Origin of the sequence: Planomonospora parontospora, from assembly GCA_014647935.1 — a bacterium.
In the GTDB taxonomy this organism is placed as follows: Bacteria; Actinomycetota; Actinomycetes; order Streptosporangiales; family Streptosporangiaceae; genus Planomonospora; species Planomonospora parontospora.
This window is the reverse complement of the sequence record BMQD01000007.1, coordinates 58,668-79,997: the sequence shown is the minus strand read 5'-3', so window position 1 is coordinate 79,997 and position 21,330 is coordinate 58,668. Positions and strand designations below refer to the sequence as shown.

Annotated in this window: 15 protein-coding genes; 9 read left to right on the top strand and 6 right to left on the bottom strand. The window is 70.7% G+C overall.

All coding sequences use genetic code 11. The features are described from left to right. Positions 1-337: 337 nt before the first annotated feature. Both IEZ07_RS13035 and IEZ07_RS13030 read left to right on the top strand, forming a co-directional pair. Complete coding sequence (locus IEZ07_RS13035; RefSeq protein ID WP_191894999.1) at positions 338-6,709, top strand: nSTAND1 domain-containing NTPase; 6,372 nt, start codon at positions 338-340, stop codon at positions 6,707-6,709. Further along, complete coding sequence (locus IEZ07_RS13030; protein ID WP_191894998.1) at positions 6,706-8,754, top strand: MBL fold metallo-hydrolase; 2,049 nt, start codon at positions 6,706-6,708, stop codon at positions 8,752-8,754. The genes IEZ07_RS13035 and IEZ07_RS13030 overlap by 4 nt, the downstream gene beginning before the upstream one ends. A gap of 52 nt (positions 8,755-8,806) precedes the next feature. Here the strand turns inward: IEZ07_RS13030 and IEZ07_RS13025 are convergent, their stop codons facing one another. The 3 genes from IEZ07_RS13025 to IEZ07_RS13015 form a co-directional block, all read right to left on the bottom strand. After that, positions 8,807-11,332 carry a GmrSD restriction endonuclease domain-containing protein gene (locus IEZ07_RS13025; RefSeq protein ID WP_191894997.1) on the bottom strand — a complete coding sequence of 842 codons (2,526 nt, stop codon included), beginning with the start codon at positions 11,330-11,332 and terminating at the stop codon, positions 8,807-8,809. Positions 11,333-11,456: 124 nt separating this feature from the next. After that, positions 11,457-12,389, bottom strand: coding sequence for an HNH endonuclease (locus IEZ07_RS13020; protein ID WP_191894996.1), 933 nt, complete (start codon positions 12,387-12,389; stop codon positions 11,457-11,459). Positions 12,390-12,614: 225 nt separating this feature from the next. After that, positions 12,615-13,238 carry a hypothetical protein gene (locus IEZ07_RS13015; protein ID WP_191894995.1) on the bottom strand — a complete coding sequence of 208 codons (624 nt, stop codon included), beginning with the start codon at positions 13,236-13,238 and terminating at the stop codon, positions 12,615-12,617. A 341-nt stretch (positions 13,239-13,579) separates the two neighbouring features. Between IEZ07_RS13015 and IEZ07_RS13010 the strand changes: the two genes are divergently transcribed. Genes IEZ07_RS13010 through IEZ07_RS13000 form a run of 3 tightly spaced genes read left to right on the top strand, consistent with a single transcriptional unit; the run spans position 13,580 to position 15,008 of the window. Then, a complete protein-coding gene (locus IEZ07_RS13010; protein ID WP_191894994.1) occupies positions 13,580-13,930 on the top strand; it encodes an ArsR/SmtB family transcription factor in 351 nt (116 codons plus the stop codon). Then, positions 13,927-14,400, top strand: a complete 474-nt coding sequence (locus IEZ07_RS13005) for an SRPBCC family protein (RefSeq protein WP_191894993.1) — start codon at positions 13,927-13,929, stop codon at positions 14,398-14,400. The genes IEZ07_RS13010 and IEZ07_RS13005 overlap by 4 nt, the downstream gene beginning before the upstream one ends. After that, on the top strand, positions 14,397-15,008 hold the full coding sequence (locus IEZ07_RS13000) for a TIGR03086 family metal-binding protein (protein ID WP_191894992.1): 612 nt from the start codon (positions 14,397-14,399) through the stop codon (positions 15,006-15,008). Before IEZ07_RS13005 ends, IEZ07_RS13000 begins: the two co-directional genes overlap by 4 nt. Positions 15,009-15,222: 214 nt before the next feature. Here IEZ07_RS13000 and IEZ07_RS12995 read toward each other — a convergent pair whose 3' ends face one another. Continuing rightward, positions 15,223-15,732 carry a TIGR00725 family protein gene (locus tag IEZ07_RS12995; protein ID WP_239319859.1) on the bottom strand — a complete coding sequence of 170 codons (510 nt, stop codon included), beginning with the start codon at positions 15,730-15,732 and terminating at the stop codon, positions 15,223-15,225. A 187-nt stretch (positions 15,733-15,919) separates the two neighbouring features. On the opposite strand from IEZ07_RS12995, the gene IEZ07_RS12990 reads away from it, so the two are divergent. Then, positions 15,920-16,870 carry an endonuclease/exonuclease/phosphatase family protein gene (locus IEZ07_RS12990; RefSeq protein ID WP_239319857.1) on the top strand — a complete coding sequence of 317 codons (951 nt, stop codon included), beginning with the start codon at positions 15,920-15,922 and terminating at the stop codon, positions 16,868-16,870. 165 nt (positions 16,871-17,035) lie between these two features. Here the strand turns inward: IEZ07_RS12990 and IEZ07_RS12985 are convergent, their stop codons facing one another. After that, the gene (locus IEZ07_RS12985) at positions 17,036-17,500 is read right to left on the bottom strand and encodes a MarR family winged helix-turn-helix transcriptional regulator (protein WP_239319855.1); all 465 of its coding nucleotides are present in this window, start codon (positions 17,498-17,500) and stop codon (positions 17,036-17,038) included. 258 nt (positions 17,501-17,758) lie between these two features. On the opposite strand from IEZ07_RS12985, the gene IEZ07_RS12980 reads away from it, so the two are divergent. The 3 genes from IEZ07_RS12980 to IEZ07_RS12970 all read left to right on the top strand — a co-directional run bounded on the left by IEZ07_RS12980 (position 17,759) and on the right by IEZ07_RS12970 (position 20,861). Next, positions 17,759-18,580 carry an NAD(P)H-binding protein gene (locus IEZ07_RS12980; RefSeq protein WP_191894990.1) on the top strand — a complete coding sequence of 274 codons (822 nt, stop codon included), beginning with the start codon at positions 17,759-17,761 and terminating at the stop codon, positions 18,578-18,580. 229 nt (positions 18,581-18,809) lie between these two features. Beyond that, on the top strand, positions 18,810-20,591 hold the full coding sequence (locus IEZ07_RS12975; RefSeq protein ID WP_191894989.1) for a PD-(D/E)XK nuclease family protein: 1,782 nt from the start codon (positions 18,810-18,812) through the stop codon (positions 20,589-20,591). A 36-nt stretch (positions 20,592-20,627) separates the two neighbouring features. Further along, positions 20,628-20,861, top strand: coding sequence for a hypothetical protein (locus IEZ07_RS12970; RefSeq protein WP_191894988.1), 234 nt, complete (start codon positions 20,628-20,630; stop codon positions 20,859-20,861). A gap of 39 nt (positions 20,862-20,900) precedes the next feature. On the opposite strand, the gene IEZ07_RS12965 is transcribed toward IEZ07_RS12970, so the two are convergent. Continuing rightward, complete coding sequence (locus IEZ07_RS12965) at positions 20,901-21,308, bottom strand: VOC family protein (RefSeq protein ID WP_191894987.1); 408 nt, start codon at positions 21,306-21,308, stop codon at positions 20,901-20,903. Positions 21,309-21,330 lie beyond the last annotated feature (22 nt).

Here is a 21,330-nt window from a genome sequence, read left to right as displayed (position 1 = left end):
GGCGCCTTCTAGCAAAATTACCCCTGACTGCGGCTCAAGCAACAGGATCTCAGTAAGTATATATCGTGAACTTGATTCACCGTTGCATGACTCTAGCCTGTCCGTATATGGTCAGGCCTGTAAGGCAAGGGCGGCATTCACCCCTCCCAAACCCATCTCGCCCGCCCCCGCCCCGGTCCACCCCATCACCTCGGCATGGTCCACCGGATCGACCGATCACCCCACTCCCCAGCGAGACCCCAGGGGAGCATGCAGCAATCGGACATATCCCTCTTAATTAACAACTCGTTACATAACACTCTTACAGTCGGCGCCACGACGAGGAAGTGGGGACATCATGCGGCAACGTTGCAGCGAGAAGGGCCCGCACGGGCCGCACCCCGCTCCGTTGGGTCGGGTCAGCGTTCTACCGGCTTTCGAACGCGCCGGCCTGATCATCGACGACGCCGTTGCCAGGCTGACCTCCGACGACTTCGAGGCGGTTCGCTGCTACCCGCCGCCGCTCCGCAAGAAGATCCTGGGCCATGTCGGTCTGCGCGACATGCGATCTATCACCAGGTCCGCGGCCACCAGTCTCGTCCGCGTCCTGCGAGGGAACGACAGAAAAAAGCGGGCCTCACTCATCCACACCCTGACCATCCCCTTCGGCGGCGCCTTCGAGAATCACGACGTTCTCTCGGCGGATGAGTGCATCAGGCTGCTGGGATCCGTCGACGTCGCCGACCTCCTCACCGAGGCGCCCTCCCTCGTCGAGATGCTCGTGAACACGAGGGCTCTTTCCGAGGGCCTTATCGACCTCGTTCTCGCAGAGGTCTACCGGCACGACCTCGCGCTGTCCGCGGTGGCGCTCGCCCTGCTGACCGGCTCCACCGAGCGCATGGGGCCTGACGCCGCGGCAGCGGTCCGCTCTGCGTGGCAGGAGCTTCTCCCGCTTCAGCCCGGCCTCCCCGAGGCTCCCACCCTCCTGCCCGAACTCCGGGACGTCGCATCTGCCGTTCTTCCCGGTAGAGCGTCCCAGAACGTCCCCGCAGGCAAGGGCGGAGTGCAGACGGATAGCGAGCCTGAGCCGGCGGTGACCGAGAGCACCGAGGAGAACGGAACGCCTGTGGTGATCGATCGGCCTGCAGAAGGGGGCGACAGCGCCCCCGATCACACGTCCCCCATCCCCGTCGAGGCACTGCGCACAGAGCTGGAACTCCTGCACCGGACCTTTCAGGACGCGGCAGACGCCGCTGAGCGGCTACGTCGAGCGTTCACCGACGCCGGTCGCCCCCTCGACGAGGACATCGCCGTGATCCTGCGGGGTGTCCGGGAGTTCGACGGGCTCCGGAGCAGACTCGAGTCCGCACACGGTCCCGCACTCGGCACGACCACCGAGGCGCTCCTGCACGCGATCGACCAGTTGGAGTCCGCGGACTCCCGGCGCAGGCGGATCCTCGCACTGGCGCAGGTCAGCGGTCCGTCCAGTCTCGAGGGACTCCTCCAGGAGGTTCGTGAGGCCGCCGTCGCGGAGAGTCCGGTCCTGGAGATCCTGGCGGAACTCATCCGCCTGGCCGACGACCTCGACGCCATCGACAGGACCGAGGAACTGCAGGAACGCTTCCGTCAGGAGGCTCCTGCCGAATGGTGGAAGCTGGGTGTGGCCGCCCTCCGGGGCTGGCTGAGCGTTCCTGATGAGACCGACATCGCCCCGTCCGCGCCGCGGAACGATGCTCCCCCTCCGGAGATCTCGCAGGATGACGGGAGCGCAGGCGCGGCCGCCCCCGCGGACGCCGGGTCTTCCGAGGACTCCGCACACGGCGGCTCCACGGACGAAGACCCCGCAGACGAAGGCGGCGGAGGTGCCGCTCCGCCAGAGGACGAGCCGCCGGCACCGACCTCGCCGTCCGCCGCGGAGGCACACGCCGGTCCTGCGGACATGGACGAGCTCGCCGAGCTGGACGCCTTCATCGCCGACGCCGTGGTGCAACCGGTGAAATCCGCATCTACGCAGCCGTCGAAGACCTCTGCGGCCGACAAGCAGGAGACGATCCCTCCGCCGGATACGGAGACGATCCGGGAGTCCGGTCGGCTCTGCGTGGAACCGGTTCCGGCCCTCTCCTCCGCATCGGTGAGCGGTGCGGCGGAATCGGCCGACACGGAAGAGGCCGGGAGCCCCATGGCACTCACCGGCGGCATGGGCCTCACCGGCGGTGCCGCCGAGGCCGAGGCCGCCGCGCTCCGTGCCGGACGGTTCGGGCTGGCGGCGTGGTTGCGGGAGGCTGCCGACAGGCCGCGGGCGGAGGTGAACGCGCGCCGGTGTGCCGCGATCTCCGCCGAGACCAGCGAGTTCGCCGGTCGGCTGTCAGCCGCCTTCACCGAGTCGGCCGGGAACGTGACGGCGAAGGCCCTCGGCGACGACGCTCCCGGACAGTTGCTCGCCTGGGCGGCCGCGCTGCGCACCAGCCTGATCCACCCGACTCCGGAGACGGTCCGTCTGCTGGACGAGCTGTCTCCGGTGCTCTCGCCCTATCCCGGCCTGACGGCCTACGGCGAGGCGTTCGGCGGAAAAGCAAGGGCCGGCGCCTACCTGGTGCCCGGCCTCTCGGGGCGGATGCACGACGCCTCGCGGGCGGAGGGAAGCCGGGAACAGGCCTCCGCCGCCGCGGTCAGGTTCCTGGAGGAAGGCCCCTCTCAGAAGATCAAGTTCGCCTTGGCAACGGACGTGTGGAAGACCCTGATCCAGGATGACTCGTCGGGCCCGGGGAAGCTGCTGGCCGTAACCGCTCGCGACGACACGTCCCGAGCCCACGAGGTCGAGCAGGAACTGGACGAGCTGCGGACCGGAGACGCGATCGACCGGCTGATCGACGCGACGGCCAAGGCCCGGGCTTCCCGCGGAGGAGCCGGCCGTATCCACTCCGGCGCCAGGACCAAGCTGATCGAGAAGATCGAGAAGGCTCTCGACCTCGTGGCGGACTGGGTGGCGGCGATCCACGAGGCGAAGTCGCTGCAGACGGACGACTCCGGCGTCTCCTGGGCCGTTCGTCACCTGGACGAGCTCCGCACGACCGTGAGCCGGTACCGGCCGCAGGTCGAAGACGAGCTCGCCGCCCTGGAGACCTCCTCCGATCCGCTCGTCGCCGCGGCCGCGGCCGGTGTCTCACGACTGGTCCGCGACACCCTGCGTCTGCTGGACGGCGGCCCGCTCTCCCAACCGGAACCCCTCATCACCCACCTGCTCAACGGTGACCTGCTCCTGTCTCCCACGATCGGTTTCGACGCGGAGGCCTTCGCTCCGCTGGCCGGGCCTACGCTGGAGGACCTGCTTCCCCTCTGCAGAGACGGCGACCGCGGCTGGCGGGCGGCCTTCGAGGAACGCTCCCGGCTGGGTGACCACCGCGGCACACGGGCCCTGCTGTCGGCCCTGGCCCAGCACGACCCTGGACTCCACACCGAGTTTCGCCAGCGCAGGGACAAGCTGGTCGACGCGGCCCGGCACGAACGTGACAACCGCATCGAGGACGTCCAGGACCGGATCGCGGAGTGGCGCCGGGCCGGCGTGCTGCCCGAGGTGACCGCCACCCGTTTCTCCGCCATGCTCCAAACCCTCGGCAGCGACGAACGGGACGACTTCGACGTCATCACCCGCGAGCTCGACGAACTGGAGCGGGAGGCGGCACGGACCCGCGACGAGCAGATCACCGGCGGGCTGGCAGCACTGGCCGCCCTGAGCGCCGAGGACTCCGCCGTCGCCGCCGTCCGGGAGCGGATCCGGATCTATATCGAGGACGGCGACCTGACCACGGCCCGCGAGTTCATGGTGCAGGCGAAGAACGGCAACCAACTACCCGAGATATCGGCCGCCGTCGACCATCTGGAAAGGTTCTTCCCGCACTTTCCGCAGGCCTTCGAGAACATGTCCGCCCGGCTGCCGGGCAGGCAGAAGAACCGGGAGGGCGCGGAGTGGCTGCAGCGGCTCAAGGACGCGCTCCGGATCGGTCAGGAGGTCGACGAACCCGAGCTGGGCGGTCTCCTCCGCCAGGCCGAACTGTCGATCTCCGGCATCCCTCGGAGCCGGCGGGGCGTGGCGGGAGAAGGGCTGCGGCTCTGGCACGCGTTGTCCCAGGGGCCGAAAGCAGCGGGCAACCTCAGGTCCGTCATCACCGCCGTACTTCAGGTGATCGGTCTCGAGGGCGAGCAGGGTGCTTCCCGGGAGGAACGGGACCGGCTCTGGATCACGCTGGACCAGGTGCGGACGATCGGTGATCCGCTGCTACCGGCCTTCGGATCCCGGATGAGCCCGTCGGGTGATCGGCTCCGGCTCCTGCTGGTGTGGCGGTCACCAGGACCACAGCAGGTCGTCGAGTGGCTGAAGGACCAGCCTGCGGATCAGACCGTCCTCGTTCTCTACTTCGGCGTGCTCACAGTGGAGCAGCGCCGCCAGCTGGCAGCGGTGAGCCGCAGGCGCCCCACACCGGTCGCGGCCTTCCTGGACGACGCCGCGATCAGCTACCTCGCCTGTCTGCCCGGCGCGGACTGGAGCACGACGGTGAGCCTGCTGGCCCCGTTCACCGCCACGAACCCGTACGCGCCCACCGGCGACGTACCTGAGGAGATGTTCTACGGGCGCCTGGACCAGCTGCAGGAGGTCGTCAGACGGGCCGGATCCTCGTTCGTGTACGGCGGGCGGCAGCTCGGCAAGTCCGCGCTGCTACGCAAGGCCGAGCGGAACATCCGCAAGACCGACCGGAACCGGGTGGTCATCTCCGAGGTCATCCAGAACATCGGCAAGATCGAGTCGGTCGCTGCGCTCTGGCGGACGCTCGCCGACCGGCTCACCCAGGCCGAGGTCCTGCCGCACCTCCCGATGCCCTCGACCGACCCTGAGGAGATCTGCCGGGGCGTGAAGGAGTGGATCGGAAGCGATCCGGCACGGCAGCTGCTGATCCTGCTGGACGAGGCGGACGAGTTCCTCAACGCGGACGCGAGGGACGCCTCCTTCGGCAACGTCATCACGCTGCGCAACCTCATGAACGAGACGGACCGGCGGGTGAAGGTCGTCTTCGCGGGTCTGCACCAGACGGCACGGTTCGAGAGTCTGTCCAACCAGCCTCTCGCCCACCTGGGCACGCCCATCGCGGTCGGTCCGCTCGACCCGCAGGACGCCTACAGCCTGCTGACCAAGCCGCTGGAGGCTCTGGGCTTCCGGTTCTCCCCTCGCCTGGGGGCCCGTGTCATCGCGGAGGCGAACAACGCCCCGGCTCTCATCCAGCTGTTCGCCGACGCCCTGCTGACCCGCCTGCGCCGGATCTCGGCGGCGCACACGGCGCTGCCGTACGAGATCACGCGGGAGGACGTGGACGCGGTCTGGCGGGACAACAAGCTGGCACGCGGCTTCCGCGATCGCTTCGAATGGACCCTGAACCTAGACAAGCGGTACAAGGTCATCGCCTACACCGTGGCGTTCCACGCGCTCGACGAGGGGAACGACGGCGAGCTGACGGCCAGCCAACTGCGAACCGAGTGCCTGGAATGGTGGCCGCACGGGTTCAGGGACTCCACCAGTGACGGATTCCGCGGGCTGCTGGAGGAGTGCGTCAATCTGGGCGTGCTCGCGGCCGACGGCGAACGCTACCGGCTGCGAACCCCGCACATCCTCAACCTGCTCGGCGGGGCCGACGAGGTCGAGGCCGTGCTCGGGCAGGCCGAGACGTTCGAGCGGCCCGAGGAGTTCGACGCGCAGTCCTACCGCGACGCCTACAAGGAGCACGGCGAGCGCTCTCCTCTGACCGGCAGCCAGGTGACACGGCTGCTCGGTCACCGCAACGTGCTGCACCTGGTCGCCGGATCCCCGGCTTTGCAGGTCGACCGGGTGGCCGCCGCCCTGGAGGAGGCCGCATCGCGGCACAAGCAGGCCCGGACGCTCCGGGTCGGGGTGGACGGCCTCACCTTCGACGGTGCGCTACAGCGCGCCGCGCAGAGCTCCGACCATGACATCGTGATCGTCGACCTGGCCGGGCAGCAGCCCAGGAGGGCGACCACCATCGCACGGGCGGCGGCGAAAGCGATCTCCGCACCGACCAAGGGGACGCGCGCTCTCGTCCTGGTCGCGCCTCCTGAGCACGCTTCGGAGTGGCTCTCGGTCAGTCGCGAGGTCGATGCGGGAGGTGACGGCCCCGGTGCGTTGACCGGTGCCGCGGAGCTGATCGAGCTGCAGCGCTTCAATCAGGCCGCCGTCCGGCAGTGGATGCACGAGGTCGGTCTCGGCTTCCAGGACAGGGCGAGCCAGGACGGGCTGCTGCGCACCACCGGAGGTTGGCCTCTGCTCATCAGCAAGGTGGTCCACGTGCTCACCCGTGGTGACGCCGACCCCGAACATGCTCTGGAGCTCTGCCGGACGTACCTGGAGGAGGCTCCTGGGGAGTTCGTCCGATCGACCGGGGTGCTCTCCGGCCCGGCGCTCGGGGCCGCATGGCGCACACTGGTGGAGTTCCCCGACACCGCCGAGAGCGCCGAAACGCTCGCCGGCCTCCTCACCTCGATCGGAGGCGACGATGCCGACCATCCGCTGTCGGAGACGAACCTCCAGGAGGAGGGCTTCGCCTCCGCCGCGGATCTCGTGGAGGTACTCCGTGTCCTCGGTGCGCTGGTCCCCCAGGACGACGGGACGCTGAGGCTGGAACCCGTCCTCCTGAAGGCAACCCAGCGGATGGGACCCTCCCGATGACGGATCTTCTTCTACCGGTACTTCACGCGGCGGCGGAGGTGCTCCTCTCCCGGCCCGGGTTGGCCGGACAAGGGCACGACGCGGAGCGGTTCACCGCCGAACACCGCCAGGTGGTCATCGACGCGCTGGTCCGGGTCCCGGCTCTCCGCGACAGGCTCCGGCGCGACTTTCAGATCCGCCGGGACCAACCGGATCTGAAGGCTCTCGCCACGCTGGTCCTGTCCCCGGACGACGACGTCGTCCGAGCCGGCCTGCGCCTCGCGGAGCAGGTGAGCAGAAAGGAGACCGCCTGCCGTACTCTGCGCAAGCGTCACCAGGAGAAAACCGACCAGCTGCGGAGCAAACTGGAGACGGCCAGGGGAAGGCTCGAGCACACCGACAGAGCGCTCCAGAGCACCAAGGGCGCGCTCGCCGACGAGGAGAAACGCACCGAGGAGCTCGACACGCAGGTCGCCGCCCTGCAGCGGCGCCTGCACGACCCCCGCATTCTGGCGTCCAGCCTGCTCGGAGTTCTGCAGCGGATTCCCGACCCTGCCGACGGCGGTCCCGAGACCCGGGACCCTCGCAACCCCCGGACCGGTCCTCAGGAGGGGTGCGTTCCACCGCTCGTCCCGGCGGCTCAGGCCGCCGGTATCGCACCGGAGGCCCTCGTCGCGGCGCTCCAGGCGGTCATCACGCCCCCGCAGCCGGTATCGGCACCTCCTCGCGTGGCCGTCACCGGGGAGCGTCACCTCCGCGTCCATCCTGTGGGGGGCGCCGACGAGATCGGCGGTTCCTGTGTGCTCGTCGAGGCGGGCGGGACCCGCCTGCTGGTAGACGCAGGGCTGCGGCCCGGTGACCCGGCGCTCCCACCGCGCGATATCGACCGGGCCCTTGCGGGGCCGGTCCACGCGGTCGTGGTCACGCACGCGCACACCGACCACTGCGGTTACGTCCCCGCGCTGGTCGAACGTCTCCCGGATCTGCGGATCATCGCCACCCCGGAGACGACCCAGCTGATGCCGCGGATGTGGGCCGACTCCGCGAAACTCATGGGCGAGCGGGAACGGCTCCACCGCCGGTGGGGCGGGGACAGTGAGGCCCTGTACCAGCGGGACGCGGTCGAGGCCGCCGTGCAGCGCTGTGAGGAGGTCCCGTGCGGTCTCGTGCGCAGGATCGGCGACCTCACGGTGGAACTGTTCCCGGCCGGGCACATCCTAGGCGCCGCTGGAGTCGTCGTCCGGGCCGGTGACCAGCGGGTGGTCATCACCGGTGACATCTCGGGCTTCCGCCAGGAGACCGTGGACGGCTACTCCATCCCGGACTCGGCTCGAGAGGCGGACCTCCTCGTCATGGAGTCCACCTGCTGCGCCGAGGACCACGACTCCCGGGAAACGCGGGTCAAGGACCTGGTCCGCGCCGTCGAGGAGGTCTACACGGCCGGCGGACGCGTGCTCATTCCGGCCTTCGCGCTGGGACGGGCGCAGGAGCTCGCCATGATCATGCGTAGGCACCTTCCGCACGTGCCTGTCCGGCTCGACGGGATGGCTGCCGACGTGACCTCATCCTTCGAGCAGATGACGCAGGACCGCACCTCTCCCCTGCGCATACTCGGAGACAGCGTGACCCGCGCTCAGCGCCCCGGTGATCTGGACCTGTTCGCCTCCGGCGTCGTGATCACGACGTCGGGCATGCTCACTGGAGGCCCCGCCGTCCAGTGGGCCGCCCGGATCCTGCCGGAGCCCCGCAGCGCGCTGTTCCTCTCCGGCTATCAGGATGAGGAGTCCGCCGGCGCCAGGCTCCTCAGGCTGGTCGATGAGCAGGCCCCGCACCTGTCCGTCAACGACCACGGCGTGGAGAGGAACATCCCGCTGAGGGCGCGGGTGGAGATGATGCGACTCTCTGCCCACGCCGACAAGCGAGGACTTCTCGACATCGCCGACGAGGTCGGGGCTCACGAGATCATGCTCGTCCACGGACTACGCCACCGCCAGCGGGACTTCGCCAAGGTTCTGGGAGTCCGAGGGCACACTACGGTCGCAACCGGCGAGTGGGGAGGTGCTTGACGTGGTGTACTCCCTCCTCCCCGGCGTCAGGCTCCGGGGAGGAGGTGTTTGTTCACCTCACAACGACCATCTGCGCGGCGAACCAGTCGAGGACGGCGACCACGACGTCGAAGACCTCGGTGTTGACGAGCTGGGTGGTCTTGATGGAGGGATAGAGCTCCAGTTTGGAGACGGGGATGTCCACGCCCGGCGCGTCGTTGAGCCGTTGTCTCAGCTCCTCGCGGAGAACCTGATCGTCGAACGGCGGCCGCTTCTTCAGCGTGCCGAAGGGGACCTCGATCGTCTTGGCGTAGAAGCGGATGACCGCGATCGCTCTGCCGCCGACCCTGATGACGGGGGCACACGAGGCTCCCGCCGCGGTGCCGTACTGCACCTCTCCACCCCGTACGCGCCAGTGGTCCAGCACGCGCTGGACCGCACCGGCGGCCTGCGGACCGCTCTGCTCGTTGAGCTGCCGCAGGAAACGCTGCTCCCGCTCCCCCACGGACTCGGCGTCCGGTTCCGGCTCTCCGGTCAGCTCGGACTCCGCCAGGTCGGCCGCACCCGGCAGACTCAGCAGTTCGGCGAGTTCGCGGGCGCTGACCCACTGATCCGGGGCTGCACGACCGGCCTCGTCCAGCCTGATCCCTTCGCCACGCAGGACGTCGTGGACGTCCCGCTCGTCCTCTGAGTCCTGCCACCGGAAACCTTCCGACACCTGACCGGACTTGGTGAGCACCCGGTGGGCGTTGGGCACCGGGTTGCCGGCTAGGTGCACACCCACGGGAACCGCGTGCGAGCCGATCAGCTCGGCAAGCTCGGAGTAGGAGGTCCAGGTGGCAGGCGGCAGGGCGGCCAGCGCGTTGTGCAGCAGCGTCCAGTCTCGGGAGGCGGCGCTGCCCCGGTTCGTCTCCTCAGGACCCGGCCAGATGGAGAGAGCGCGGTCGGTCAGCCGGTCCGCTCGAACCAGGATCTCGGCTTTGCCCCACCGCTCGGCGGCGGCGATCTCCTGGTTCATCACCAGTCCGCTCTGCTTCAACTGATCGCGCTTACGAGCGAAGGAGACGTTGCCCAGCTCCGAGTTGTAACCGCTGAGCGTGAGGTTGCCGAGCGTGTGCACGAGCTGCCGGTGCAGCAGGTCGGGGTCCTCTCCGTTGAGGGAGATCTCGTTCAGCCACTCCGCGGTCGGCGTCTGCGGCAGGACGTGCTCAATAGTGATCTTCTTGTCGGAGAGGTCCACCCGCTCCTTGCTGCCGAGCGCCTCCTCCAGTCGGCGCAGGACCAGCTTCTGCTGCGCCGTACGGCCCTGCCAGTAGAAGGCGCGGTTGCGGATCTCCTCGCGCAGCTGCTCGTCGGACGGCCAGTACAACCGTGCCGGGGACAGTGCGGTCCGTACGGCCTGCGGCACCGACGGTTCGTCGGGAGACAGCTGGACAGCGATCCGTTGGAAGATGCGGTTCAGGTTGCCGGTGGTCACTCCCGCGATCAGGCGGCGGACCAGGAAGCTCTCGACATACAGCAGTGCCTCGGCAGTCTCGTCCTCAGTGACGTGGCCGTCTTCGATGAACTCCAACAGTTTCATGACCAGGGGATACGTGGTGGCCGCCTGCCACTCGCCGAGGAAACTCAGCCGCCTGCCGACCGGTGTGTCCTCATCCGGGCTCAGGATCCGCTTCAGATGCCGGGCACGGCGTGCCAGTTCCCTGACGTACGCCTCGACCCGCGCCTCGTCGTGGGCCATCGCCGTGAGCAGCCGTTGGTGGCCCCGGTAGACCGCGTTGTACTGTGCCTCCTCACCGTGACGCAGTACCAGCACCAGGTACATCAACTGGTCCATGGCCTTGGGGTCCAGGAGTTTCTGGATCGGTTCCCAGTAGGTGTCGTAGACGTGCTGACCGAGGGTGGGCAGGCACATGAACACGTAGTTGCGGATCAGATCGACCTGGCTCAACCGCATGCCCGTGTTGTTGATCGACTCGAAGATGCGGAACGCGTTGTCGTCCTTCTCCACCAGGATCTGCACCAGGTTGAGCCGGTCCAGCAGCACCGTCTCCACCCGATCGATGTCGTGCGGGTCCGCCGGATCGTCGAACTTCCTCAGCATGGTCGCGAAGAACTGGTAAGCGTTGCCGATCAGGCTGTCCGCGCGGCCCTCCGGAGTCCCGTCCACGCAGGCCTTGAACGCGGCGCGGTCCCGCTGGGTCGGCAGCAGCCGGTACCGCATCTCCCCGTGCTGGAACCTGTTGGTCAGGTGAAGTTCGTTGATCCTCTCCACCGCGCCCGGGTCCTCCGCCACCAGGTGGTCCCTGACCGCGCACAGCGCCAGCATGAGCGTGGTCAGCCGCTGCTGACCGTCCACCACGATCCACTGCGAGCGGTTCGGCGCCAGGTCCGGACCCGGCGCCAGCACGACCGATCCCAGGAAGTGGCTCGGCGCGTCCCGCCTGCCCTCGGCCAGCACGTCCACCTGGGTCAGGACGTCCGCCCATAGTTGCATGAGCTGCTCACGCTCCCAGGTGTACGTGCGCTGGTACAGCGGGACCAGCAGCTGTTGCTCACCCTGGATGAGCCGACGGAGCGTGGTCTCGTTCGCCTTCATGCCGCCTCTTCTCCTGACCGATCGCGTGGGCCACCCGATCGAGTGCCCATTGGTCATCAGAGGGTAAAACGTCGACCACGATCGGTCAGCAAGACGGCGAAGTCGACTCGGCGCGGCCGACTCCTCAGGAGGCGAGGAAGACTTCGTCGAGGTGCCATTCCAGGACCTCGGCAGCAGGCCGGTCGCGGCGCTGGTGCGGGAGGGCGATCTGCGTTCCCGCCCGCCGGTAGAACTCCTCGCCGTTGCCGAACTCCTCCCGCAGCCGAGGGCTGACCCGCAGCCGGTACTTCGGGTCCACCGCCAGGTAGCCCCGGTCGAACAGGGTGTGCACGTCCGAGCGGAGCAGCAGCCCGTTGTCCAGGCGGTGCTGGCCCCCGGCGGCGACGGGACGGATGTGGGCCGCCTGCAGGACCGGCCGGATCCTGTCCCCGGTGACGGCGCAGCGCCGCTCGTAGGCCTGCAGGACGACGGCCTGGAACGCCCGCTGGCCCAGCCGCCGGGGAGCCAGCCGCGGATCGCCGTAGACCGGGCCGTCGAGGTGCCACGGCTCGGACAGGTCGACTTCCACACCGATGCCCATGCGGTCGAGCAATCCGTGGAAGTAGGCCGCTTCGGGATGGACCGCCAGGTCGTAGCCCTTGCCCTGGACGATGTTGGAGGCGAAGTCCGGCGGCGCTCCTGCGTCCGTCCCCTCGGGGAAGAAGCAGACGTCGCGGACGATGACGCAGCCGATCACCGGGTCGTCGCCGGGTCCCATCGGCTCCTTGCGGTAGCGGCCGACACGGCCGCGCAGCTCCGCCAGGCTGGCCGCGCCGTTGCCCTCGCCGAAGAACTCCCACGCCTCCGATACCCGCAGCTGGGCGAAGCCGCTGTAGAAGCCGCCGCCCACCACGCGGTTGTGCGGATAGTGGCTCTTGAAGAAGAACGGCTCACCGTGGCTGAGGACCTTGAACTCCCGTGCGCTCGACGGGCGCCAGAAGTTGACCTCGCTCACTCCGGGACGGGCGGCCAGGAAGCGGTACCACGCGGCGTCGGTCACCCCGACATATGCCTTCACACTGGTGATTGTGCACCGCCGAAGATCGTCTACGCCAGGTGATCCTGAAGTTCACCGCCGATGAGCGGTCCCTTTCCCCGGCAGGTCTCCTGGAAAGCGACCGGTGCGGTCCCTGGAGCACCCGTCGGCACTTCCGGGGACGCGCCTCCTGGATCAGGGGACGAACTCGCTGTTCGAGCGGTCGCGGAACCTCCTGCCGATCGAGGGCCTGCCGACGGGCGGCGGCTACCGGCCGAGGAGGAGGATCGCCGGTCCTCCGAACGGGTCCCAGCGGAGGGCGACCAGGTCGGAGCCGTACTCCCGGGCCAGCCGACGGCGCAGTCCCTGGTCGAAGGCGTTCACGTCCAGGACGACCAGGTTCCGTTCGGGGTCGATCCCGGCGCCGAAGACCCTCTCGTCGGCGAGCGGCCCCGGGTCGAGTTCCATCACGGCCATGAGCTCCGCAGTGCTGTTCCGGGCCTGCCGTACCTCGGGGGTGATCGTGAACGGCGTGCGCACGCCGTCGGGCCAGGACACACCGCGAAGCGGCGCGGCGGCCAGCTCGCGCCCACGCGCGCTGGCGTGAGGGGCGACGAGCCGCCACGGATGGCGCAGCAGGTACGGCGGGGCGAGGTCCTCCGGATACGCCTCGGCCCGGTCCTGGGCGAGGCCCAGGGCGTGGTTGTACGGCTCGATCCGCGAGTCGTAGGGCTCGTCGAGGACGTCCGGCGGCTCCCAGTGGACCTCGACGGACTCGGCGGTCGCGTGCTGCAGGATCACCTTCCCCGGCAGGAGGAACGCGGGCGCCGCCGTGATCCCGTAGAGGAGGAGCAGCGCAACGAACGCCCGGAGGGCGCGCATGGGACGCATGGCGCGGAGTCTAGGTCGCCCTGCCCGGTGGACTGGCCGCTCCCGCACCGGGGAGCATCACGGCGAGGTCTTCACCGGTCCTTTCTCGGCGTCCGGGCCGACGTTCTGTGCGATCCACTCCGTCCACCGGGCGACCATGAACCGCCCGGTCAGTGATCACGGCCGACCACGACCGGCCACGATGTCACCGGGCGGTCGCTCCCCCGCCGCCCGGTACGTGCCGGCCGCACTACCGGTACGACCGGAATCCGGCGGCATCCGGCCGATGACCATCGAATCAGCGCAGCTAATCATCAACCTTTTGGTTGTATATCAGAGGGGTGGCCTCTATCCTCAACCATATGGTTGAGGATAACGGGGCGTTGGACGCGGTGTTCCACGCCCTGGCTCACGACGCGCGGCGCGGCATGCTGCGCCGCCTCGCCGCCGGGGAGCTCTCGGTCGGCGAGCTGGCCGCGCCGCTGCGCATGTCCCTGGCTGCGGCGTCCAAGCACGTGAAGGTGCTCGAGCAGGCGGGGCTGGTGGAGCGCACCGTCACCGGGCGGCGGCACGTCTGCCGGCTCCGACCCCGTCCGCTGTCCGACGCGACGGCCTGGCTGCGCTTCTACGAGGGGTTCTGGGACGCCCGGCTCGACGCGCTGCAGCACGTCCTCGACCCGCCGCACCCGTCCGTCCATGAGGAGGCACCATGACGACCGACCTCGCAGCCTTTCCCGCCGTACGGCGCGAGCGCGTCCTGTCCGCGCCCGTGCACGCCGTCTACCGGGCCTGGCTGGACCCCGCGATCCTGCAGCGGTGGCTGGCGCCCGGATCCCTGGAAGGCGTGCGCGCGGAGGTCGACGAGCGCGCGGGCGGCCGGTACCTCATCCGGCAGACCGATTCCGACCAGCCCGTCGGCGGTTTCGACGCGCAGCTGCTCGAGCTCGTGCCGGACCGGCGCATCGTCTGGCGCTGGGGGTTCATCGGCCCCGACCGCGACGCCGGCCCGGTGTTCGACTCGCTGCTCACCGTCACCCTCGACGAGGCGCCGGGGGGCGGCACCCGCCTGACCCTGGTGCACGAGCGGCTCGGCGCGCTGGCCGCCGCCCTGCCCCAGGTCGCCGACCAGGTCGGCGCCGGCTGGGACGGCGTCCTCGACCGGCTCGCGGAGGCGGTCCGATGACGGCGGCCGACCTGCGCCCCGCGACCGACGTGCTGGCCGCCCTCATCGGGCAGGTCCGCGACGATCAGCTCACCGCGCCCACGCCCTGTGGCGGCATCACCGTCGGCGAGCTGCTCGACCACGTCGACAGCCTCTGCGTGGCGTTCACCGCGGCCGCCGCCAAGACGCCCCTCGACGGCGGCGACCGCGCCCCGGTGCCCGACGCGTCCCGGCTGGGCGGCGACTGGCGCCACCGCATCCCGGCCCGCCTCGACGAGCTCGCCCGGGCATGGCGGAAGGAGTCGGCGTGGACCGGCACCACCGAGGCCGGCGGCATCCGGTTGCCGGCCGAGGCCGCCGGGGCGGCCGCGCTCGACGAGGTCATCGTGCACGGCTGGGACCTCGCCGTCGCGACAGGCCGGCCCTATCCCGGCTCCGACCCCGCCCTGGCCGAGCCCGTCGCCACCGCGTACCGGTGGGTCGGCTCCGTCGTCGCGCAGAGCCCGGAGGGCAGCCCCGGGCTGTTCGGACCGCCGGTGCCCGTGCCCGGTGACGCGCCGCCGCTGGACCGGCTGCTCGGGCTCACCGGCCGTGATCCCCACTGGCGACCAGGCGGCAGCGGCTCCTGACCGGCCTGCCCCGAAGGCCGGCGGCACCGGCTCCTGACCGGCCTGCCCCGAAGGCCGGCGGCACCGGCCCCCAACGGACCCGCCCCGGCCGGCGGCACCGGCCCCCAACGGACCCGCCCCGGTCATCGGCACCGGCTCTCGACCGGCCTGCCCCGAAGGCCGGCGGCACCGGCTCCCGACGGGCCTGTCCTACCTGACAGGCCCGTCCTGGAGGTCAGCGACCGGGCCAGAGCCCGGTGCGCGCCAGCGCCTCCTCCGGCGTCGAAACGTGCTCGACGCCGGTGAGCGGACGCCCGTCCCGGTCCAGGATCCGCCAGCCGCCGAGCTGGACCACGGCCGTGCGGCCGCGGCGCATCGCGAGCGCCAGCTCCGACAGCGTGCCCCACGATCCGCCGATGACGATCACGGCGTCAGCCGAGTTGACGATGATGCCGTTGCGCGCCTCCCCGACACCGGTCGGGATCACGATGGAGAGGTCCGGGTTCGCGTCCTGTCTGTCCGCTCGGGACAGGATGCCCACCACCGTCCCGCCCGCCGACCGGGCCCCGGCCGCCACGGCGGCCATGACCCCGGTGTAACCGCCGCAGATCACCACCGCGCCGCGCTCCGCCAGCAACCGGCCGACCTCACGGGCGTTGGACTCGTCCTCGCTCGTGCAGTCGCGCGGACCGCACACCGACACCTGGATCGCCACATCGAGATCCTGCCAGCGAACGGCGATCACCGCTCCTGCCCCCGACTTCCGGCCCTCTGCCCCGGCTCCTGGCTCTGGTCCTGGCCCTTGGCCCTGGCCGGGCGGTGCACGAGGACAGCCGGTGACCCGTACGGTCGGGCGTATGGAGATCGGAGATCGGAAGGTTCACGCTGCGGGGAAGCGCCCTCGTCGCGTCGGCCGGTGGCACCGAGGCGAGGTGGGCGCGCCCGGCCGGACGTCCTGGTCCTGGACGCGTGGACGCGTCCTCGCGGCGGTCGCGGTGCTGGTGGCCGCGCTACTGGCGTTCCCCGGCGTCGTACCCGACGCCGCGGGCAACCCCGGTAGCCTGCTGGAGACCTTCCTGCCCTGGGGCGGCCTGGCCGTTCCCGTGCTGGCGGTCCTGGCTCTGCTGCGTCGCTCGGTCACCGCGGTGGTGTCCCTGGTGCTGCCCGCGGCGGTCTGGGCCGCCCTCTTCGGTGAGCGGTTGCTACCCGGTGATCGGGGAACGGCTCACGACCTGACCGTGCTCCAGCACAACGTCAACGACGAGAACCCCGATCCCGAAGGCACCGCGCGAGCCCTGGCCCAGGCCGGAGCCGACCTCATCGCCCTGGAGGAGCTGACCCCCGGCGCCCTGCCCGTCTACGAGTCCGCCCTCGCCCCCGGCCATCCCCACCACGCGGTCGTGGGCACCGTCGGACTCTGGTCCAGGTATCCCCTCGCGGACACCCGGCCGGTGGACATCAAGCCCGTGGAGGTCACCGGAGACTGGAGCCGGGGGATGCGGTCCACCGTGCGGACGCCGTACGGCGAGGCGGCCGTGTACGTCGCCCACCTGCCCTCGGTCCGCATTCGGCTGCCGGACGGCTTCGGCACCGGACGGCGGGACGAGAGCGCCGCCGCACTGGGCGCGGCCATCGCTGCGGAGAAGCAGGACAGGATCATTCTGCTGGGCGACCTCAACGGCACCCTCGACGACCGGGGACTGGCGCCGGTTACCTCCCGGCTGACCCCGGCGGAGGAGGGCTTCGGCTTCAGCTGGCCCGCCGCCTTCCCCGTGGCCCGGATCGACCACGTCATGACCCGGGCGGCGAATCCCGTCACCACCTGGACCCTGCCCGCCACCGGCAGCGACCATCTGGCGGTCGCCGCCCGCATCAAGTTCTGACACCCACCGGTGATCGCGGACCGCGACCGTCTCACGCTTGCCCGGAGGCGACCGGAGTGCGCCGGGAACGTACCGCTGCGCCTGGTGACACCGTCATCGGCAGGCCGCCTCCGGGGAGTCATGGGAAAGCCGGCTCGGCCCCGGGCCGACGGCGGCGTCGTGCCCTCAGCTCCCCCCGGTGAGGCGTTCGGCCTGGGCGCGGCCCACTTCGGCGGCTCGGTGCAGGTAGTCGGCGATGACGGCCAGTTCCGCGTCCCCGTACCTCTCCAGCACCTCGATGAACGCCCTGCCCGGCAGATCCCAGACCTCGCTGATCCTCTCCCTCGCCGAGGGCGCCAGAGCGACCAGGGCCCGCCTGCGATCGGCGGGGTCCGAGTGCCGTTCCACCAGACCCGCCTTCTCGAGCCGGTCCACCAGGCGGGTGGCGGAGCCGGGCGTCAGGCCGGTGAGCCGCGCGATGTCACCGGTGCTGACCGGCCCTGGCTCCTGATCCAGTAGCGCCACACACTGCAGGTCGGTGGAGTGTATCTGCAGATGGTCGGCCAGCGCCTGGTTGAACAGCACGTATGCCGCATAGTGCCGCCGGCTCTCGTCCATGATCCGCTTCAGCGTTTCGGCTCGATTTGACACCGGACGGTCCTACCCTTCACATTTTATTGCGTCGCACAAATTTTGCGTGACACTGATTTCGCGTCGCGCCTGAATCTTACCCTTCGCAGCCTCCTGGAAGAGGGCCGCATACCGGCGCCCGTCCGCCTCACGCCGTCCGCGCCGCGCAACGCCAAGCCGCAGCGCGCCAAGCCACTCCGTCCGCACCACCCTGTCCGCACCACTCCGTCCGCGGCCCTTCCCGGCCCGGGTTCCATCAGCAGAAAGGCATGTCCTGACATGACCATCCTCGTCACCGGCGCTCGTGGCGCCGTGGCCACCGAGCTCATCTCCCTCCTGCGCCGGCGCGACCTGCTCGTCCGCCCGGCCTCGAGCAGTCCGGGCGAACCGGCGACCGTCAGGTGCGACCTCACCGACCCGTCCACCTTCCCCGCCGCCCTGGAGGGTGTCGATTCGGTCTTCCTGTACGCCGAGCCGTCGCACATCGACGCCTTCGTGAACGAGGCCGTCACCGCCGGAGTCGAGCACATCGTGCTGCTCTCGTCCTCCGCCGTGCTCGCCCCCGAAGCCGAGGCCAACCCCCTGGCCAAGACCCACGCAGACGTCGAGCACGCCCTGGCCTCCGCCCCCGTCCGCAGCACGCTGCTCCGTCCCGGCGCCTTCGCCGGCAACGCCCTGGCGTGGTCCTGGCCCGTCAAGAGCGGCGCTCCGGTGAGCCTGCCCTACCCGGGGTCGTACAGCGATCCCATCCACGAGGCCGACCTCGCCGAGACGGCCGCCGCCGTCCTGGCCGACCCCGCCCTGGGCGGCCGGGCGTACACCCTGACCGGCCCCGAATCGCTCACCTGTGCCGAGCAGATCGACATCCTCGGTCGCGCGACCGGCCGGCACATCGCCTTCCGCACCGTCACCCGCGAGGAGTGGAAAGCGGAGACGGCCGGATACCTGTCCGAGCCCATCGCCGACGCGCTGCTGGACTGGCAGCGGTCGAACGACGGCGTTCCGACCGAGACCACCGCAGACGTCGAGTGGTTGATCGGACGGCCCGGCCGTACGTTCGCCACCTGGGCGCAGGAGCACGCGGCCGCCTTCACTCCCTGAGCGGACAGGCCGCGGTCGTGTGCGCCCGGGCCACCGCCGTCACCGTCACCGCCGCCGTGGTGCGCGCCCCGGCCACCGCCGTCGCCGTCGTGGAAGGCGCGTCCGGCGGGAACGGCCCGGCACGGCCCACGGCTGCGCCCTCGTTTCCCGTACGTCATCCCCAGGGGAGCCCCAACACGAGTACAAGAGGTGCTATAGATCTTACGGAACGTCATCCACAGGAGACCCGATGCCCCTCCGCACCGAGCTCACCGGAAATCCGGACGTCGTCCGGCTCTCGGCGAGCGCCCTCGACCGCCGCGAGCGGGACTGCCCCGCGTCCGCCGCCGCCAAAGCCTATCCCGCGATGCGGCCGGTGGTCCGCGACCGGCGGCGCTACCCGCCGTGGGCGTCCTTCCCCCTCGGTCTGGTCATCTCGGCGCTGGACTTCGTCGAGCACGACGGCTACGACCCGGACGTCGCGGCCGAGATGGCGGTCGAGGAGAGCCGCGATCCGGTGCACCGGGGCGTGGCCCGCTGGATCCGGCACGCCTGCCGCACCTACGTGGAGACGTCGGAGAGCCTGGCCGCGGAGCTGGCCGCCGAGGGGGTCGAGCTCCACCTGGACGGGCGGCCCCGCGTCGTGCAGCACGGCACGCGGGGCGCCTCGGCGGTCGAGATGCGCGCGCTGACCGCGTGGGGCCGCTGGTACGCCTCGCCGGACGGCTCGGTCGTCGAGTTCCGCCGACTGCGGCTGCGCCGTCCGACGGGGCGCAAGAGCGACCACTCCACGCTCGCCATGGCGTACGTCGCGGCGGCCGGGGACCGGGTCGTCGACCCCCGCGACGTCTACCAGGCCGTTCCCATCCCGGTCGAGCACGGCGGGGTGCGGCCGCGGCGGATCCGGGTGGTCGAGATGGGCCTGACCGACGCCGACGCCCGGGTGCTCGTCGACGCGGCCCCCGAGGAGGTACGGCAGGCATACCTGGACTCCGTCAGGCCGGTGGCCGCGGGGCTGCTGACCGACGACCGCCGGGCTCCGGGCTCCGACTGCGCCGGGTGCAGGCTGTTCGGCTCCTGCGAGGCCCTCGCCCGGACGCCGGGGCTGCTCGGGCTGCCCGGTCCCGGGACGCACCGCCGTACCTGGTCGGTCACCACGGCCCGGCAGTACCAGGTCTGCCCCGCGCAGTCGCACCTGCGCGACCTGCACCTGCCGGCGGAGGAGGCCGCGGGCTCGGCGGTCCGGCGCGGGCTGCTGGTGCACCGGTGGCTGGAGACCGCCCACGGCAGGCCGCGGAAGCGGCCGTGCACGCTCGAAGACCTGCCCGACCCCACCGGGAGTTTCCACGGCCTGGCCGAGCGGATGATGAACTGGGACGAATATCGGCAGATCTGGCCCTACCTGGTCCAGCACGTGGACGTGTGCCCGCTGCGCGGTCCCGGCGAGGTCACCGCCGTCATACCGGAGCCGGGGGTGGCCGCCTATGACTCCACCGCCGACGTCGTGGTCGTCGCCAACCCGGACCTGCTGCGCCGGGTGGACGGCCGCCTGGTCTACCGGGAGCAGAAGACCTCGCTGACGGACCGCGGCATCACCGCGGAGAACGCCCTGGAGCTGGTCCCGCAGCTCGCCCTGGCAGTCTGCCTGATCGCGGGCGGCGTCTTCGGGGACACCGCCGGGACCGTCGAGCTGGAGCAGCTCACCCCGGTCTCGGGCACGGTGGTCGAACTCGACGCAGCCGACCCCGGGGTGGTCGCCGCCGCGCGGGCCGTGCTGGCGGAGCTGGCCGGTCCCTGGCACCGGGACACCGCCTTCCGGGCGACCCCGGGGCCCTGGTGCCGGTTCTGCCCCGTCTCCCGCTGGTGCGGCGACGCCTCCCGGGCGGACGAGGGGCCCTTCATGACGGTCGACGGCCTGGTGATCGACCCGGTCACCGGCGAGATCCTGGAGTCGCCGGGCTGCACGACCAGCCGGGTCGAGGCGGTCACCGGCGCGCTCACCGGGGCGGAGGACGACGAGCCGCCCTTCTGAGACCCGTCGCCAGCCGGTCGCAGGTGGCTTTCAGAGGTGGGTGAGGTCTTCCCGGCGGTCCTGACCCCCGAGGGTGACCGGGTGCTGCCCACTCGGGCACGGGGCGTGTGGCGGGCGCTGTTCCAGCTCGCCGCGCTCCCGTTCGGGCTGGTCCTCATCGCGTTCCTCTCCGCCGTCATGATGCGCGCCAGGAAGGCGACCGTCTGGACGGGGGCGCTGGGACTCCCCCTCCTCGTCGTGATGGTCGTCGGTTTCCTCGTCGGGACGTGAGCGCCGAGGCTTCGGGGATCTCCCGCCGGAGCGCGGGCGTCACCCGCCGGCGGGCCGCTCCTGCAGGACCCAGCCGTTGCCGTCGGGGTCTGAGAAGAAGACGAACGAGTTCCACCTGCCGCCCGGCCCGTCGGCCAGAGTGCCGTCCTCACCGTAGTGCCGGATCCCGCTGACCTCCACGCCGCGCCCGGCCAGTTCGGCGCGGGCGGCCTCGATGTCGGGCACGACGATCTGCAGGCCCTGCAGCGAGCCCGGCGGCGGTCCGGTGATCCCGGTGTTCAGATGGATCGAGCAGCCCGATCCGGGGGGTGTCAGCTGCACCATGCGTGCTCCGTCGCCCACCTGGATGTCGAGGTCGACGGCGAAGCCGAGTCCCTCGGCGTAGAAGTCCTTCGCCCGGTCGACGTCCGTCACCGGGACGGGCACCACTTCGAGTTTCCAGTCCATGGCGCGTCATCCTGCCACTCGG